The 15,307-nt window shown below is 69.0% G+C and carries 14 protein-coding genes; 5 read left to right on the top strand and 9 right to left on the bottom strand.

Translation table 11 applies throughout. The annotated features are described in order from the left end of the window. Window positions 1-37: 37 nt before the first annotated feature. From G6N61_RS16120 to G6N61_RS16095, 6 genes are all read right to left on the bottom strand, one after another. On the bottom strand, window positions 38-970 hold the full coding sequence (locus tag G6N61_RS16120) for an LLM class F420-dependent oxidoreductase (protein WP_163919418.1): 933 nt from the start codon (window positions 968-970) through the stop codon (window positions 38-40). A 62-nt stretch (window positions 971-1,032) separates the two neighbouring features. Continuing rightward, complete coding sequence (locus G6N61_RS16115; protein WP_163919417.1) at window positions 1,033-1,659, bottom strand: TIGR03085 family metal-binding protein; 627 nt, start codon at window positions 1,657-1,659, stop codon at window positions 1,033-1,035. Then, a complete protein-coding gene (locus G6N61_RS16110; protein WP_163919416.1) occupies window positions 1,656-3,497 on the bottom strand; it encodes a glycoside hydrolase family 15 protein in 1,842 nt (613 codons plus the stop codon). The genes G6N61_RS16115 and G6N61_RS16110 overlap by 4 nt, the downstream gene beginning before the upstream one ends. Then, entirely contained in the window at window positions 3,487-4,890 is a 1,404-nt protein-coding gene (gene zwf, locus G6N61_RS16105) for a glucose-6-phosphate dehydrogenase (RefSeq protein WP_163919415.1), read from the bottom strand. Before zwf ends, G6N61_RS16110 begins: the two co-directional genes overlap by 11 nt. Then, on the bottom strand, window positions 4,887-6,263 hold the full coding sequence (locus tag G6N61_RS16100) for a mycothione reductase (protein ID WP_163919414.1): 1,377 nt from the start codon (window positions 6,261-6,263) through the stop codon (window positions 4,887-4,889). The genes zwf and G6N61_RS16100 overlap by 4 nt, the downstream gene beginning before the upstream one ends. A gap of 53 nt (window positions 6,264-6,316) precedes the next feature. Continuing rightward, window positions 6,317-6,880 (bottom strand): hypothetical protein, encoded by a 564-nt coding sequence (locus G6N61_RS16095; protein WP_235887564.1) that lies wholly within the window; start codon window positions 6,878-6,880, stop codon window positions 6,317-6,319. Between the two features lie 104 nt (window positions 6,881-6,984). Between G6N61_RS16095 and G6N61_RS16090 the strand changes: the two genes are divergently transcribed. From G6N61_RS16090 to G6N61_RS16070, 5 genes are all read left to right on the top strand, one after another. Beyond that, complete coding sequence (locus G6N61_RS16090; protein ID WP_163919413.1) at window positions 6,985-7,818, top strand: alpha/beta hydrolase family protein; 834 nt, start codon at window positions 6,985-6,987, stop codon at window positions 7,816-7,818. A gap of 243 nt (window positions 7,819-8,061) precedes the next feature. Continuing rightward, complete coding sequence (dnaK, locus tag G6N61_RS16085) at window positions 8,062-9,921, top strand: molecular chaperone DnaK (RefSeq protein ID WP_163919412.1); 1,860 nt, start codon at window positions 8,062-8,064, stop codon at window positions 9,919-9,921. After that, window positions 9,918-10,556, top strand: a complete 639-nt coding sequence (gene grpE, locus G6N61_RS16080; RefSeq protein WP_163919411.1) for a nucleotide exchange factor GrpE — start codon at window positions 9,918-9,920, stop codon at window positions 10,554-10,556. The genes dnaK and grpE overlap by 4 nt, the downstream gene beginning before the upstream one ends. A gap of 40 nt (window positions 10,557-10,596) precedes the next feature. Continuing rightward, window positions 10,597-11,784 (top strand): molecular chaperone DnaJ, encoded by a 1,188-nt coding sequence (gene dnaJ, locus G6N61_RS16075; protein WP_163919410.1) that lies wholly within the window; start codon window positions 10,597-10,599, stop codon window positions 11,782-11,784. Further along, on the top strand, window positions 11,784-12,161 hold the full coding sequence (locus tag G6N61_RS16070) for a heat shock protein transcriptional repressor HspR (RefSeq protein ID WP_163919409.1): 378 nt from the start codon (window positions 11,784-11,786) through the stop codon (window positions 12,159-12,161). Before dnaJ ends, G6N61_RS16070 begins: the two co-directional genes overlap by 1 nt. On the opposite strand, the gene G6N61_RS16065 is transcribed toward G6N61_RS16070, so the two are convergent. The 3 genes from G6N61_RS16065 to G6N61_RS16055 are packed head-to-tail and all read right to left on the bottom strand — an operon-like array spanning window position 12,158 to window position 15,273. Further along, window positions 12,158-13,060, bottom strand: a complete 903-nt coding sequence (locus tag G6N61_RS16065; RefSeq protein ID WP_163919408.1) for an aldose 1-epimerase — start codon at window positions 13,058-13,060, stop codon at window positions 12,158-12,160. The two genes, G6N61_RS16070 and G6N61_RS16065, sit on opposite strands and share 4 nt — an antisense overlap. Window positions 13,061-13,078: 18 nt before the next feature. Beyond that, window positions 13,079-14,245, bottom strand: a complete 1,167-nt coding sequence (locus tag G6N61_RS16060) for an FAD-binding oxidoreductase (protein WP_163919407.1) — start codon at window positions 14,243-14,245, stop codon at window positions 13,079-13,081. A gap of 11 nt (window positions 14,246-14,256) precedes the next feature. Next, on the bottom strand, window positions 14,257-15,273 hold the full coding sequence (locus G6N61_RS16055) for an ABC transporter permease (protein ID WP_163919406.1): 1,017 nt from the start codon (window positions 15,271-15,273) through the stop codon (window positions 14,257-14,259). Between the last annotated feature and the right edge of the window lie 34 nt (window positions 15,274-15,307).

Raw genomic sequence — 15,307 nt, 5'->3', positions numbered from 1 at the left:
CACCGATAGTAGCCGCGACCTCGCCGTACGTGACGGGTCAGACCAACTGGCGGACGACCTCGGAGGCGAAGAACTCGAGGTGGTCGAGATCGGACATGTCGAGGGTCTGCAGGTACACCCGCTGAACGCCCCCGTCAATGAACGAGCCGAGACGGTCCACGATCTCACCCGCGGTGCCCGCCAGCGGCGAGTTCTCGCGCAGCTCGTCGACCTCGCGGCCGATCGCGTCGGCGCGGCGCGAGACGTCCTGCTCGTCGCGACCCGCGCACAGCACGAATGCGGCGGAGTAGGTCAGCGAGTCCTTGGCCCGGCCGGCATCGGCGACTGCCGCCGCGACGCGCTCGTACTGCGCGGTCAGGTCGTCCAGCGACGCGAACGGCATGTTGAACTCGGCGGCGTACTTGGCCGTCAGCGCAGGCGTGCGCTTGGGCCCGCCGCCGCCGATGATGATCGGCGGCGTGGGCGACTGCGCGGGTTTCGGCAGCGCAGGCGACTCACTGACCTGGTAGTGGGTGCCGAAGAAGTCGTACGTCTCGCCGACCGGGGTGCCCCACATGCCGGTGAGGATGTCGAGTTGCTCGCCGAGTCGGTCGAACCGCTCGCCGAGCGGCGGGAACGGGATCGCGTAGGCCTGGTGCTCGGCTTCGAACCACCCCGCGCCGAGGCCGAGTTCTACACGGCCACCGCTCATCTCGTCGACCTGCGCCACCGAGATCGCCAGCACGCCTGGGTGGCGGAACGTGGCCGAGGTGACCATCGTGCCAAGGCGAATCGTCGACGTCTCGCGGGCGATGCCGCCGAGCGTGACCCACGAGTCCGTCGGCCCGGGCAGGCCGTCGCCGCTCATCGCGAGGTAGTGGTCGGACCGGAAGAACGCGGAGTAACCGAGTGACTCGGCGGCCTGGGCCAGGGCGAGTTGATCGCCGTACGTGGCGCCCTGCTGTGGTTCGACGAATACGCGGAAGTCCATGTGCTGAGCCTATCCCCGAGTCGCTTCGCTCCTGCCCGCCGAACCCTAATCCCCTCAGGGCCCTAGAGCCCGCCGCGGTTCTCGCGGACCGCAGCCACCGCGTCGTCGTCGCCGGAGAACGTCAGACGGACCTCGTCGCGGCCGGAGACGAACAGCAGCAACTCCAGCGGTTCACCGGTGATCACGACCGTCGGTCCCTTGCCCATGTTGGCCAGCGTCTTGCCGTCGGTCGTGCGCAGCGTCACGTGCGCAGGCGCCTTGGCCAGCAGCAGGCGCGACATCAACGACACGTTGCGAGCCAACCCCGCCGAGACCGACTCGTCCAGGCGACGGGGCTCCCAGCCACTCGCCGCACGCCGCACGTCCTCGTGGTGGATGAACATCTCGGTCACGTTGATCAGCGGATCGAGCAGCTTGAACGGCGACAGCGTCGGAGGACCGGACCCGACGAGCGTCAGCAACTCGTCCCAATCGGTCTCTGCGGCGACCTGCGTCTGCACCCGCTCCGTATAGCCCGCGAACTTCGGGATCAGGATGCCGGGCGCGGCGTCCACGCGTCGCTCGCGAATCACCAAGTGGGCGGCCAGATCCCGGGTGGTCCAGTCCCCACACAGGGTCGGGTGGTCCGGGCCGGCGCCGCGCATGGTGTCGACGAGTGCGGCGCGTTCGCGTTGAGCGGTACTGGTCATCGAGTCGTCCCCTTGTCGAGTGCGCGGTCGAGGTTGATCGCCGCGCTGATGAGTGAGAAGTGCGTGAACGCCTGTGGGAAGTTGCCAACCTGGTCGCCGGTCGCGCTGACCTGTTCGGCGTAGAGGCCGACGTGGTTGGCGTAGGTGAACATCTTCTCCAACGCCAGTTGCGCGTCATCGAGTCTGCCCGCCCGGGTGAGCGCCTCGACGTACCAGAACGAGCACAGCGAGAACGTGCCCTCCTCGCCGTCGAGGCCGTCGCTCTCCGGGGTGTACCGGAACACCAGGCTGTCGGTGACGAGTCCGTTCTCCACCGCCTCGAGCGTAGATAGGAACTTCGGGTCCGCGGGCGAGAGAAACTTGACCATCGGCATCAGCAACACCCCCGCGTCGAGTTCGGTGCCGCCCTCGACCTGCGTGAACGTCTGCAGGTCGGCGTTCCAGCACTTCGACATGATACGCTCGTAGATCTCGTCGCGAACCCGCGACCACCCCAGGATGTCACCTGGCAGCCCGCGCTGGCGGGCGATGCGGATGGTGCGTTCCAACGCCACCCAGCACATCAGCCGGGAGACGGTGTACGGCCGGATCTCGCCGCGTGCCTCCCACATGCTGGCATCGTCGCGGTCCCAGTTCTGCATCACCCAGTCCACGACCTGGACGACGTCGTGCCAGGCGTCGTCGCTGATGCCGGGACCGTACTTGTTGAACAGGTACACCGAGTCGATGAGTTCGCCGTAGATGTCGAGCTGCAGCTGATCGACCGCGGCATTGCCGACCCGCACGGGCTTCGAATCACGGTATCCGCGTAGGTGTTCGAGTTCTATTTCCGCACCGGGAACGTTGCCGTCGATGTCGTACAGCACGCGCAGCGGGCCGAGGTCGTCCTCGTCGTTCGGCGGGCGGTGTTCCCTGCCGATGCGCTTGGACAGCCAGCTGGTGAACGCGCGCGCCTCGCCGGTGAAGCCGAGCCGCAGCAGCGCATAGAGCACGAAACCCGCGTCCCGGACCCACACGTAGCGGTAGTCCCAATTGCGGCCGCCACCAATTAGTTCCGGAAGGCTGGTGGTCGGCGCTGCGATGATCGCGCCCGTCGGTTCGTGGGTCAGCAGCTTGAGCGTGATGGCCGAACGGTGCACCATCTCACGCCACCGGCCGCTGTAGCGCGACTGCGACAGCCACTTCCGCCAGAACGTCGTGGTGGCACCGAGCAGCGCGTCGGTCATGTCCATGGTGTTCGAGGACGGATCGTCGTCGTCGCCGAGCATCTCCAGCACGAACAACGCCGTGTCGCCCCTGCTCAATTCGACCTCGGCGGTGACGCGGGTGTTGTCGTCGCCCTCGTCGATCGTCAGCGCCGTCGACGAGACCAGCCCGAGGCGTACGCCGTCACCGGTGACGAGCACGCCGTCGCCGGCCTCCTCGGCGCGGCAGCGCTGCCTGCCGTAGTCGGGACGGGCGTCGAGCGTCATGTGCATCCGGATGGTGCCGCGCACGCCGCTGACCCTGCGGACCAGCCGCTGCCGGTGCTCGGGGTCGCCTTCGCCGAGCACCGGCATGAAGTCGTGGATTTCGGCGACGCCGTCGTCGGTGAGGAACCGCGTGATCAGCACTGCGGTGTCGGGGAAGTAGAACTGCTGGGTGCGAGAGACGTCGCACGTCGGTGCCAGGCGCCAGCTGCCGCCCTGATCGGGGTCGAGGATGGCGCCGAACACGCTCGGGGAGTCGAATCGCGGCGCGCAGAACCAGTCGATGGTGCCCTCGGTGCCGACGAGCGCGCAGGTCCGGAGATCGCCGATCAGGCCGTGCTGCGAGATGGCCAGCCAGTCACGATCCATCTGGTAGCCACCACCCGGTCCCGCCGGGCAGCTCCAGCGCCTCGGTCGGCCCCCACGAACCACGTTCGTACGGAAGCGGATTGGGCGGTGCGTCGAGCACCGGTTGGCACACCTCCCACAGCCGGTCCACCTCGTCGGCACGCGTGAACAGCGTCTGGTCGCCGCGCATGACGTCGAGGAGCAGCCGCTCGTAGGCCTCTAGTGGCGTGTCCTCGGTGTCCTCGTCGGCAATCGCGACGTGGAAGTCGAGCGGCATCATCTCGAGATCGGGACCGGGCCGCTTGGTCCGCAGGTGCACGCCGAACTCCGGGTCGTCGGTCAGCTCGAGCACCAGCCGGTTGGGGGCCTGCTCGCCGAACCTGCCCGCGGGCGGCGTGCGGAAGGTGAGCGTGACGGTGCGGCGCGTGGCCGCGAGCGCCTTGCCGGTGCGCAGGTAGAACGGAACCCCCTGCCAGCGTTCGGTGTCCACGAACGCCTCCAGCGCGACGTACGTCTCGACCTTCGAGTCGTCGTCGACGCCCTCCTCGTCGCGGTACCCCTCGTACTGGCCGAACACGACGCGCTCGGGGTCCAGCGGGCGCATCGCGGCGAAGACCTTCGACTTCTCGTTGCGGACCGACGCCTCGTCGAGGTGCACCGGCGCCTCCATCGCGACGAACCCGAGCACCTGGCACAGGTGGGTGGAGATCATGTCGCGGAAGCACCCGGTCGACTCGTAGAAGCTGCCGCGGCCCTCGATGGTCAACTCCTCGGGCACGTCGATCTGAACGGACTCGAGATGTGAACGGTTCCAGGCGGGTTCGATGAGGCCGTTGGCGAAGCGGATCGCCAGGATGTTCTGCACGGCCTCCTTCCCCAGGAAGTGGTCTATGCGGTACACCTGCGACTCGTCGACGACGTCCTTGAGTGCCGCGTCGAGTTCGCGGGACGACTCGAGGTCGGTGCCGAACGGCTTCTCGACCACTACGCGGGCATCGTCGGCGAGGTGTTCGCGGCCGAGCATGCCGATCATCGACTGCATCGCCTTCGGGGGTAGCGACAGGTAGATCAGGGTCTTCGTCTCCGAGCCCAGCTTCTCGCGGGCCTGCTTCACGGCACCGGCGAGGTCGGTGCCGTCGTCGGCATCGGAGGTCTGGAAGGTCAATCGACTGAGCAGGTCTCGCAGCACGGCGTCGTCGGCGTCGTCCACCGCGTCCCGAAGCACCTCGCCGATGTGGTCGCGGAACTCGTCGTCGGTCCCGGGCGAGTGCCTGCCGGAACCGATGATGGCGTACTCGTCGGGCATGCGGCCTGCGGCGGCCAGCTTGTACAGGCCCGGGAACAGCTTGCGCTTCGCCAGATCGCCGGTGGCGCCGAACAGGACGAACACGTGGGGATCGAGTTGGTTTGTCATGCAGCAGCCTCCACATCGCGCAACGCGTTTTCGACGACTTCGGTCAGTGCGGGGTGAATCCAGAACGGGCGGTGCGCCAAGTCGTCGGCACGGATGCCGAATTCCATTGCCACGGCGAAGATCTGGATCAGCGTGGCGGCCTGGGGCCCCATGACGTGCGCGCCGAGGATCAGATGGGTCTCGCGGTCGACCAGCACCTTGCAGAAGCCGGTGTCGTCCTGCAGCGCCCAGCCGTAGGCGACGTCGGCGTAGGGCGTGCGGCCCACCAGGTAGTCGGGATGCTGCTCGCGACACACCTCCTCGGTGATGCCGACCGAGGCCATCTGCGGGTTCGCGAACACCGCCGACGGCACCCGCTCCCGGTCGATGGCGCGCAGCGAATCCGGATGGCGCAGGTTGTACGAGACGACCTCGGCCTCGCGGTTTGCGACGTGCTTGAGCGGTATCGGCGTGGACACGTCGCCGAGCGCGAACACGCCCTCGGCGGTGGTGCGGAGGAACTCGTCGACCACGATCCGGCCGTCGTCGGAGACCTCGACGCCCGACACGTCGAGGTTGAGGCGGTCGCTGTTCGGGGTGCGGCCGGAGGCGACGAGCAGCACGTCGGCCTCGACGGTGCTGCCGTCGTCGAGTTGCAGCACTAGCGCGCCGGGCCTGCCGGTCAGGCCGCTCAGTTCGGTGCCGAGGCGAAGGTCGTAGTCCGCGTGCCGCAGTGCGGTGAACGCGTCGCGAAGTTCGCCGTCCTGCGGTCCGCCGAGCAGGCGATCGGACTTCTCGACGATCGTGATGTGGCTGCCTGCCGCGGCGAAGACGTGCGCCAATTCAGCCGCGATGTAACCGCCGCCGAGGATCGCGAGTCGCTTGGGCGCGGCGTCGATGCGCATCACCGTGTCCGAGGTCTCGTACGGCAGGCCGGACTCCTCTACCAGGGGCGGGATCACCGGTCGGCCGCCGTTGGCGATGACGATCTGCCCGGCGGTGATGTCCACGCTGGTGCCGTCCTCACCGGTGACGCGCAGCTGGCGCGGGCCGGTGAACTCCGCGTGCCCCTGGTGGAACGTGATGTTGTCGCTGTCCTCGCGGCCCTTGCGCCCCTCGTCGGAGCGGGCGTCGGTGACGCCGAACACCCGGTCGCGTAGTGCGGTCCACCGCAGTCCGTAGGACTCCGCGTCCACGTTGAACCGTCCCGAGGTGGCGACGGTGTCGGTGACGTCGGCGGAGAAGACGAGCATCTTCGACGGGATGCATCCGTAGTTGAGGCAGGTGCCGCCTGCGCGGCGTTCTTCGATCAGGCCGACGTCGAGGTCGGCGAACGTGTCGTCGATGACGGCGTTTCCGGAACCCGTTCCAATGATGACGACGTCATGATGCACCCGGGGAAGCTTCCCGTTGGCCGGGGTCGCCTAAACCGCCGCAGGCATTACGTTCAGAAGACGTCGACGTTCTCGATCGCGACGAACATGCCGCGCCCGGTGGCCTCGTTGACGAACTTCGTGCCCGCCTCGCTGGCGTCGATGGTCCAGCCGACCGCGGTGTAGGGGCGGTAGTCGAGCGTGACGGCCGGGATGTCGCCGAGGTTGCCGACGATCCACGTCTCGTCACCGTCGGCGGTGAGCCGGACGCCGTTGGCCGGCGAACCGCCGACCTGCGGAGGGTTGGTGAACGGCGCCTCGCAACCGACCTCGTCGATGCTGATCTGGCAGCGCGTCTTGCCCGACTTCGTCTGGATGAAGACGTAGCCGTTGGACGCGGGGAGCGCCTCGGCCGCCGTGGGAGGAGCGGCGGGCGGAGGTGGCGGCGGCAGGGGTGGCAGCACCGGCGCGCTGGGCGTGGACCGCGTCGGCCTGGTTGTCGGGAAGGCGGGTTCGGTGGGGTTCTGCGCGCCGTTGCTGGGGTTGCCCTCGACGAGGTCGCTGCAGCCGGCGAGTGCGGCGCCGAGGACGATCGCCGTGCACGCCAGCGCCGTCGTCACCCGTTGTGTCACGTGCACGATGTCTCCCTAGGCCTCGCTCGCAACGGTACCCAGGCTGTGACGGGAGTTAACGCCGTGACTCGCGTCGTTATGAAGCCGTGTCGTGGTGCTTCGATGGCCGGGTGGAGTTCACTCGGCGGTCGTTCCTCGCGGCGGCGGGCGGATGCGCCGCCGTGGTCGCCGGGTGCGGGCCGGAACGGGCCGAGCCGCGCGGGCAGGATGGCGCCGTGCGCTACTCCTACGGCGATCACCCCAGCCAGTACGCAGAGCTGACCCTGCCCACCGGATCGACGCCCGCTCCGGTGGTGGTCGTGGTGCACGGCGGGTACTGGACCGCGCGGTACGGCGCCGAGCTGGGCCGCCCGCTCGCCACGGACCTGGCCGCGCGAGGTTTCGCCGCGCTGAACGTCGAGTATCGCCGGGTTGGCGACGGCGGCGGGTGGCCGCAGACGGGCGAGGACGTGGCTGCCGCGGTGGACGCGCTGCGCGAGCGACCCGATCGACTGGACCTCGATCACGTTGTCGGACTGGGGCATTCGGCCGGTGGCCAGCTCGTCGGCTGGCTGGCGGCACGTCGTGGCGCCGCCGTCGCGCTGACCGGTGCGGTGCTGCAGGCCGGCGTGCTCGACCTGGCGCGCGGGTCGGAACTGGGCCTGGGCGACGGCGCGGTCGACGCGTTCCTCGGCGGCACGCCACGGCAGGTCCCGCAGGCGTACGCCCAGGCCTCGCCGATGGCCCTGGTACCACTGGGCGTGCGGACCGTGGCGGTGCACGGGACGCGCGACGGCCGGGTGCCGATCGAGCAGTCGCGTGACTTCGTGGCCGCGGCCGTCGCCGCGGGGGATCGCGCCGAGATCCGTACCTTCGACGGCGACCACTTCGACCCGATCACGGTCGGCACGGAGGCGTGGGACCTCTGCGTGGCGGCGCTGACCCGGTTGACCGGGCTGGGGTAGTCGCGAGATCTACACCAGCGTCGTGGTCGCGGGCCCCAGAGCAGCGCTGCGGTAGATCTCGCGAGAACGGAAGACGGCGCCGGGAACAAATCCGGAACGGCCCCCGTTGAGCCATTCGACACCAACTTGAGTGATCCAGGCTCAACTCTCGGTTGACAAGACACCGTCGAACCGGGAAGGCTTGAGTGTGGTCCACTCAGACCCACATACGTTCCTTGATCGGAATATCTAGGAGGCACAACCATGGCTCGTGCGGTCGGCATCGACCTCGGGACCACCAACTCCGTCGTCTCGGTTCTCGAAGGCGGCGACCCCGTCGTCGTCGCGAACTCGGAGGGTTCACGCACCACCCCGTCTGTCGTCGCGTTCGCGCGCAACGGCGAGGTGCTCGTCGGACAGCCCGCCAAGAACCAGGCGGTGACCAACGTCGACCGGACCATCCGTTCGGTGAAGCGCGAGATCGGCACTGACTGGTCCGTGGAGATCGACGGCAAGAAGTACACGCCGCAGGAGATCAGCGCGCGCGTGCTCATGAAGCTCAAGCGTGACGCGGAGGCCTACCTCGGTGAGGACATCACCGACGCGGTCATCACGGTTCCCGCCTACTTCAACGACGCCCAGCGTCAGGCGACCAAGGAAGCCGGCCAGATCGCCGGCCTCGAGGTCCAGCGCATCGTCAACGAGCCCACGGCCGCCGCTCTGGCGTACGGCCTGGACAAGGGCGACAAGGACCAGACCATCCTGGTCTTCGACCTCGGTGGCGGCACGTTCGACGTCTCGCTGCTCGACATCGGCGGCGGCGTCGTCGAGGTCCGCGCGACCTCCGGTGACAACCACCTCGGTGGCGACGACTGGGATCAGCGCATCGTCGACTGGCTGGTCGAGAAGTTCAAGGCCACCAGCGGCATCGACCTGACCAAGGACAAGATGGCCATGCAGCGGCTCCGCGAAGCCGCCGAGAAGGCCAAGATCGAACTGAGCTCGGGTCAGAGCACGTCGATCAACCTGCCCTACATCACCGTCGACGCGGACAAGAACCCGCTGTTCCTCGACGAGCAGCTCACGCGCGCCGAGTTCCAGCGCATCACCCAGGATCTGCTGGACCGCACCCGCAAGCCGTTCCAGTCGGTCATCGCCGACGCAGGCATCTCCGTCAGCCAGATCGACCACGTGGTCCTCGTGGGTGGTTCCACCCGCATGCCCGCGGTCACCGAGCTGGTGAAGGAACTGACCGGCGGCAAGGAGCCCAACAAGGGCGTCAACCCCGACGAGGTCGTCGCCGTCGGCGCCGCACTTCAGGCGGGCGTGCTGGCCGGTGAGGTCAAGGACGTGCTGCTGCTCGACGTGACTCCCCTGAGCCTCGGCATCGAGACCAAGGGCGGCGTCATGACCAAGCTGATCGAGCGCAACACCACGATCCCGACCAAGCGGTCGGAGACCTTCACCACGGCCGACGACAATCAGCCGTCGGTGCAGATCCAGGTCTTCCAGGGTGAGCGCGAGATCGCGTCGGCCAACAAGCTGCTCGGCAGCTTCGAGCTGACCGGCATCCCGCCGGCGCCGCGCGGCGTCCCGCAGATCGAGGTCACGTTCGACATCGACGTCAACGGCATCGTGCACGTCACGGCCAAGGACAAGGGCACCGGCAAGGAGAACACGATCAAGATCCAGGAGGGCTCCGGCCTCTCTCAGGAGGACATCGATCGGATGATCAAGGACGCCGAGGCGCACGCCGAGGAGGACCGCAAGCGTCGCGAAGAGGCCGACGTCCGCAACCAGGCCGAGTCGCTGGTCTACCAGACGGAGAAGTTCGTCAAGGAGCAGCGCGAAGCCGAAGGTGGCAGCAAGGTCCCCGAGGAGACGCTGAGCAAGGTGGATTCGGCTGTCGCCGAGGCCAAGTCGGCACTCGCCGGCTCCGACATCGCGGCGATCAAGTCCGCGATGGAGAAGCTGGGCGTCGAGAGCCAGGCCCTCGGCCAGGCGATCTACGAGGCCACCCAGGCCGAGCAGGGCAGCGGTGACGGTGCCGGCTCCAGCCAGGCCGACGACAACGTCGTCGACGCCGAGGTCGTCGACGAGGATGACAACCGGGAGAACAAGTGACCCGCAGCTCCTCTGATGAAGGGCGCGATCCGCAGGACGAGCCGGTGACCATCACCGACAAGCGGCGAATCGATCCCGACACCGGCGAAGTACGCGACCCGGCCTCCGGCCCGGCCCCCAGTGGGTCGGAGCCGGGGGCGGGCACCCCGGCCCCTACCGAGACCGATGAGGCCGCCGAACTGAAGGCGATGCTGCAGCGGGTCAAGGCGGAGTACGACAACTACCGCAAGCGCTCGGACCGGGAGAAGCAGGTCGCGGCAGAACGCGGCAAGGCGACTGCCATCGTGGCGCTGCTGCCGGTGCTCGACGATCTCGACCGTGCCCGCAAGCACGGTGACCTCGAGACCAGCCCGCTGAAGTCGGTGAGCGACAAGCTCGCTGCGACGCTCGAGAGCATGGGACTGGTGGCGTTCGGCGTCGAGGGCGACCCCTTCGACCCGTCGCTGCACGAAGCAGTTCAGCACGAGGGCGACGGCTCGAATCCGGTGCTGGGCACGGTGATGCGTCAGGGCTACAAGCTCGGCGACCAGGTGCTCCGCAACGCGATGGTCGGAGTGGTCGACGGGGTCGGCGAGGCCGACACTGCGGTGAAAGCCGACGCAGCCGCCCAAGACGGTTCAGAATCAAGCGAATAGAGCACGAACGACATGACTAACGGTGAGGAGGTGACGCACGATGGCCCAGCGCGAGTGGGTTGAGAAGGACTTCTACAAAGTGCTCGGCGTCTCCTCCGATGCCAGCACCGAGGAGATCAAGCGGGTAGCCAAGAAGCTGCTCGCCGAGAACCATCCCGATCGCAAACCGGGCGACGCGGCCGCCGACGAGAAGTACAAGGAGGTCGGCGAGGCGCGTGACGTGCTCGTCGACCCGGCCAAGCGCAAGGAGTACGACGAGACCCGTCGACTCTTCGCGGGCGGCGGCTTCGGTCGGCGGTACGCGCCGGGTGACGGTGGGTTCGGCGGCGGCTTCAGCGGATACGGCGCCGACGGTGAGGTGAACCTCGGCGACCTGTTCGGCGCGGCAGGCCAGACCGGCGGCGCCAACATCGGCGATCTGTTCGGTGGGTTGTTCGGCCGGGGCGCACAGCAGCCGCGGCCCAGCCGGCCCCGCCGGGGCAACGACCTGGAGACCGAGACGGAACTGTCGTTCCTCGAGGCGACCAAGGGCGTGGCGATGCCGCTGCGGCTCACCAGCCCCGCGCCGTGCACCAATTGCCATGGCAGCGGCGCACGTCCGGGCACGAGCCCGCGGGTGTGCGCGAACTGCAACGGCGCGGGCGTGATCAGCCGCAACCAGGGCGCGTTCGGGTTCTCCGAACCGTGCACCGAGTGCCGCGGTACCGGGTCGATCATCGACGAGCCGTGCGACGAGTGCCACGGCGAGGGCAAGATCACCCGCACCCGCACGATCAACGTCCGAATCCCACCGGGCGTCGAGGACGGTCAGCGCATTAGGCTGGCCGGCCAGGGCGAGGCGGGCCTGCGTGGCGCGCCGTCGGGCGACCTGTACGTCACGGTGCACGTCCGGCCGGACAAGGTGTTCGGCCGCGACGGCGACGACCTGACCGTCAGCGTGCCCGTCAGCTTTCACGAATTGGCTCTGGGAACAACGCTTTCCGTGCCGACGCTGGAGGGCAAGGTCGGGGTCCGGGTGCCGAAGGGTACGTCGGATGGCCGCATCCTGCGCGTGCGTGGGCGCGGCGTGCCGAAGCGCAACGGCGGCCACGGCGACCTCCTGGTCACCGTCAAAGTCGCCGTGCCGCCCAACCTCGAGGGCGAGGCGGCCGAGGCGTTGGAGGCGTACGCAAAGGCTGAGCGCGCCAGTGGGTTCGATCCCAGGGCGGGATGGTCGGGGAACGTCTGATGAGCAAGAAGGACGACGCTCGCACGTTTCTGATCTCGGTGGCCGCCGAGCTGGCCGGCATGCATGCGCAGACCCTGCGCACCTACGACCGGCTCGGCTTGGTCAGCCCGCAGCGCAGTTCCGGTGGGGGGCGGCGGTATTCGCAGCACGACGTCGACCTGCTCCGTGAGGTGCAGCGACTGTCGCAGGACGAAGGCGTGAACCTCGCCGGGATCAAGCGCATCATCGAGCTGACCAATCAGGTCGAGGCGCTGCAGTCGCGGCTGGCGGAGATGGCCGACGAACTCGATCGCCTGCGCATGGCGCAGCACCGTGAGGCCGCGGCCAAGAGCACGGCGCTGGTGCTGTGGCAGCCCCGCAAGGGCCCCCGCCGCTAGCGCACCGTGATCGAGAACCGCGCGGTCTCCGGCTTGCCGGGGGCCGCGCTTCGGTATCCGCCGCGGCGCAGCGCGTCGGTGGGCGCGGCCATCGGCTCGATGCCGATCAGGTCCTGGCCGGGCGGTGCGAAGAGTTGCGCTGCGGGATAACCATTTTCGTAGGCGACCCCGATGCGACGGTCGCCGCCCTCGAGGACGAAGACCGACCCCTCGGGTACCTGGTCGAAGCCGTCGTCGTACTCGACGCCCTGCAACGTGCGGGTGCCGCCGTCCCACGGCTCGTGCTCCCCGGTGGGGATGCCGCGGTCGTCGACCGGCAGGTGACGCATGGCCGGCGTGGTGAGTCGCCACTCGTCGCGTGGCACGCCGGGGATGGTCAGGTAGGGGTGGTAGCCGAAGCACAGCGGCACCGCGGCGGCGGTGGTCGCGCGGACGGTGGTCTCGACGGTCAGTGTCCGGTCGGCCAGCGTGACCCGCTGGGTCAGCACGTGCGGGAACGGGAACGCCGCGAGCAGTCGCGGCGCGCCACCGTAGTCGAGGACGGCGGTCACCGAGTTCTCGGTGCGCGCGGCCACCAGCCAACCGGGGTAGGCCGCCAGCACGCCGTGCATCGGCCAGCCGTTCTCCTCGGTGCGGACGCCACCCGAACCGGGGGTCAACGTGACCTGCGCGCCGCTGGCCTCGTATCCGTTGCCGCTCAACCGGTTCGCCCACGGGTAGAGGATGGGGATGCCCATCGTCTTGGCGTCGCTCACGTAGGCGTCGAGTCCGCGGCGCTGGCCCAGGAATTCGGCGCCGTCCTCGCTCAGCGACGTGCCCACCATCCCGGCCTCAGGCACGAACGTGGCGGTCAGTGACGACGACGGGTCTACGAGTGTGACCGACTCGAACTCTGGCATCGTCCGATTCTCACACGCTCAGGGCGCGGGTGGATCGTGCTGGATCTGGTCGGGTCGCGCGCCCTTGGCGACGAGTGCCGCCTTGGTGGCCGCGATCATCTCGGGGCCGCCACTGACGAGGATCTGTCTGTCGCTCCAGCTGCCGTACCGGGTGACGACCTCGGGCAGCAGTCCGGTCTGGCGGACGTGCAGGCCGCGCGGCGGGTCGACCAGCGGGTAGTCGGCCGCCCACGGCGGGTTGGTCGTGAACTCCGACACCGGGGTCACCGAGAGCCACGGGTTGTACGCGGCGACCTGCCACAGGGTGTTCAGGTCGTAGAGGTCGCACGGGTAGCGGCCGCCGAAGAACAGATGGACGCGCGGGTTCTCGGCGAAGCGCTGCAGGTCCATGATGATCGACCGCAGCGGGGCCAGTCCGCTGCTGCCCGCCACCATCAGGACGTCGCCGGCGTTGCGGTCGACGTGCAGCCCGCCGTGTGGACTCGACAGCCGCCAGCGGTCCCCGACGCGCGTCTCGCCGACGATCGCGGTGCTGACCATGCCGCCCGCGACCGACCGGACGTGGAACTCGATGGCGCCGTCGCCGTCGGAGGGGATCGACGGCGACAGGAAGCGCCAGCGCCGCGGCCACTGCGGCACCTGCACCGTCACGTACTGGCCCGGGTGATAGAACAGCGGCCGGTCGAGCTGGAGCCGGATGATCGAGACGTCACGCGTCGCGCGGATGTGGTCGACGACGGTGCCGTCCTCGTACGGCGATCCGCTCTCGGCGTCGGCCGCGCCGCGCATGACGCCGATGACCAGTTCGACGACGTCGACGGCGGTCGAGGCGACGGCGCCGTCCCAGCGGTCGGCGAAGTGACCGCGCAGCGCACCGAGCAGGGCACGCTGCATCGTGTCGTAGTGCGCCGCGGTGACGCCGTACTTGCGGTGGTCGCGGCCGAGTTGGGCGAGGAACGCCACCGGTTCCTGCGCGCGCTGGTCGACGATCTCCCCGAGCACCCAGTGCAGCGCGCGGGAGAAGACCGCGCGCTGCTGGTTCATGTCGGGTGGGAACAGGTCGCGCGCGGACGCATCGGTGGCGAACCACCTGGTGTAGAAGTCGCGGATCACGCCGTCCGGGCCTGCCGACGGGTCGACCGCGGCACGCAATGTCGTCAGCGCGCCACGGTCGTCTAGTCCCACGTCGTTCGAGTCTAAGTGAGTGGCGCGGGAGCCCTGGTCTGCCGCAGCGCCCCGACGATGACCAGCGTCGCGCCCAGTGCCACCCAGCAGGTCAGCACCACGATCGCGGTCGTCGCTCCTGCTCCGGAGAAGTAGGCCGTCGACCGGAGCAGCGTCGCGGTCGCGCCCTGGGGGAGCAGCTGGCCGAACGCTCCCCAGCCACTGGGCAGCATCTCCGGGGCGCTCGCCAGCCCCGAGAGCGGATTGCCGACCAGGACGGCCAGCGCCGCGCCGATGCCCAGCCCGATCCTGCCGAACAGCGAGCCCAGTCCGAGCACGAGCAGCAGCGCCGCAGCGATGCCCAGTGAGAGCGCTCCCGCGACACCCCAGAAGTTCTGGTCGATCGAGCCGAACACGAACCTCAGCAGCGCGGCGATGCTCACACCGGCCACGGGCGCGAACACGACGGCCGCTGCGAACCTGGTCCACGCCTCGCGGGTCAGGACCAGCAGCAGGACGATCGCGGGGACGATGCCCGCCAGCGTGATCGGTAGCGCGGAGGCGGCCAACCCCGCACCGCGCGGATCGTCGGCGGTCAGCGGCGCGAGATCCTCGGTGCGCAGCGGCATCCCGGTCTTCTGGGCCATGCCGGTGCCGAGCTGTCCGAGCACGGTGGCGATGGCCGGGCTGGCGCCGGTGGCCGTCAGCAGGGTCGGCCCCTGCGGTCCCACGGCGATGCCGCCGTAGGCCTGGCGATCGAGGATCGCCTGCCGCAGAGCCTCTTCGCTGGAGTACACCGTGACGGCGAACGCACCGGGTGCGGCCTGGCCGACCTGATCGCTGATCTGCGTCGTGACCGCCGCAGGCCCGGCGACGCCGATCGGCACGTCGCGCGGCGCGGATTCGACTGCGGGTAGGGCGAATGCGACGGCCAGGATCGCGATGGCAAGTGTCAAGGCGACGACGATGCCCGCGGCACGTGCCGCCGCCGGGGGTTCGTGCGACTGCTGCCCGTGCTGGGTGTGCCGGGGCGGGGCTTCCACGTTCATGGCGACTCTTTTCATCGGTTGTTGAAATTGATGC

Origin of the sequence: Mycolicibacterium arabiense (assembly GCF_010731815.2) — a bacterium.
Taxonomy (GTDB): domain Bacteria; phylum Actinomycetota; class Actinomycetes; order Mycobacteriales; family Mycobacteriaceae; genus Mycobacterium; species Mycobacterium arabiense.
This window is presented reverse-complemented; position numbering and strand designations above follow the sequence as displayed.

Coding starts and splice junctions, on each gene's coding strand:
- G6N61_RS16120 (WP_163919418.1), bottom strand. CDS start 970: ATGGACTTCCGCGTATTCGTCGAACCACAGCAGGGCGCCACGTACGGC.
- G6N61_RS16115 (WP_163919417.1), bottom strand. CDS start 1,659: ATGACCAGTACCGCTCAACGCGAACGCGCCGCACTCGTCGACACCATG.
- G6N61_RS16110 (WP_163919416.1), bottom strand. CDS start 3,497: ATGGATCGTGACTGGCTGGCCATCTCGCAGCACGGCCTGATCGGCGAT.
- zwf (WP_163919415.1), bottom strand. CDS start 4,890: ATGACAAACCAACTCGATCCCCACGTGTTCGTCCTGTTCGGCGCCACC.
- dnaK (WP_163919412.1), top strand. CDS start 8,062: ATGGCTCGTGCGGTCGGCATCGACCTCGGGACCACCAACTCCGTCGTC.
- dnaJ (WP_163919410.1), top strand. CDS start 10,597: ATGGCCCAGCGCGAGTGGGTTGAGAAGGACTTCTACAAAGTGCTCGGC.
- G6N61_RS16070 (WP_163919409.1), top strand. CDS start 11,784: ATGAGCAAGAAGGACGACGCTCGCACGTTTCTGATCTCGGTGGCCGCC.
- G6N61_RS16065 (WP_163919408.1), bottom strand. CDS start 13,060: ATGCCAGAGTTCGAGTCGGTCACACTCGTAGACCCGTCGTCGTCACTG.
- G6N61_RS16055 (WP_163919406.1), bottom strand. CDS start 15,273: ATGAACGTGGAAGCCCCGCCCCGGCACACCCAGCACGGGCAGCAGTCG.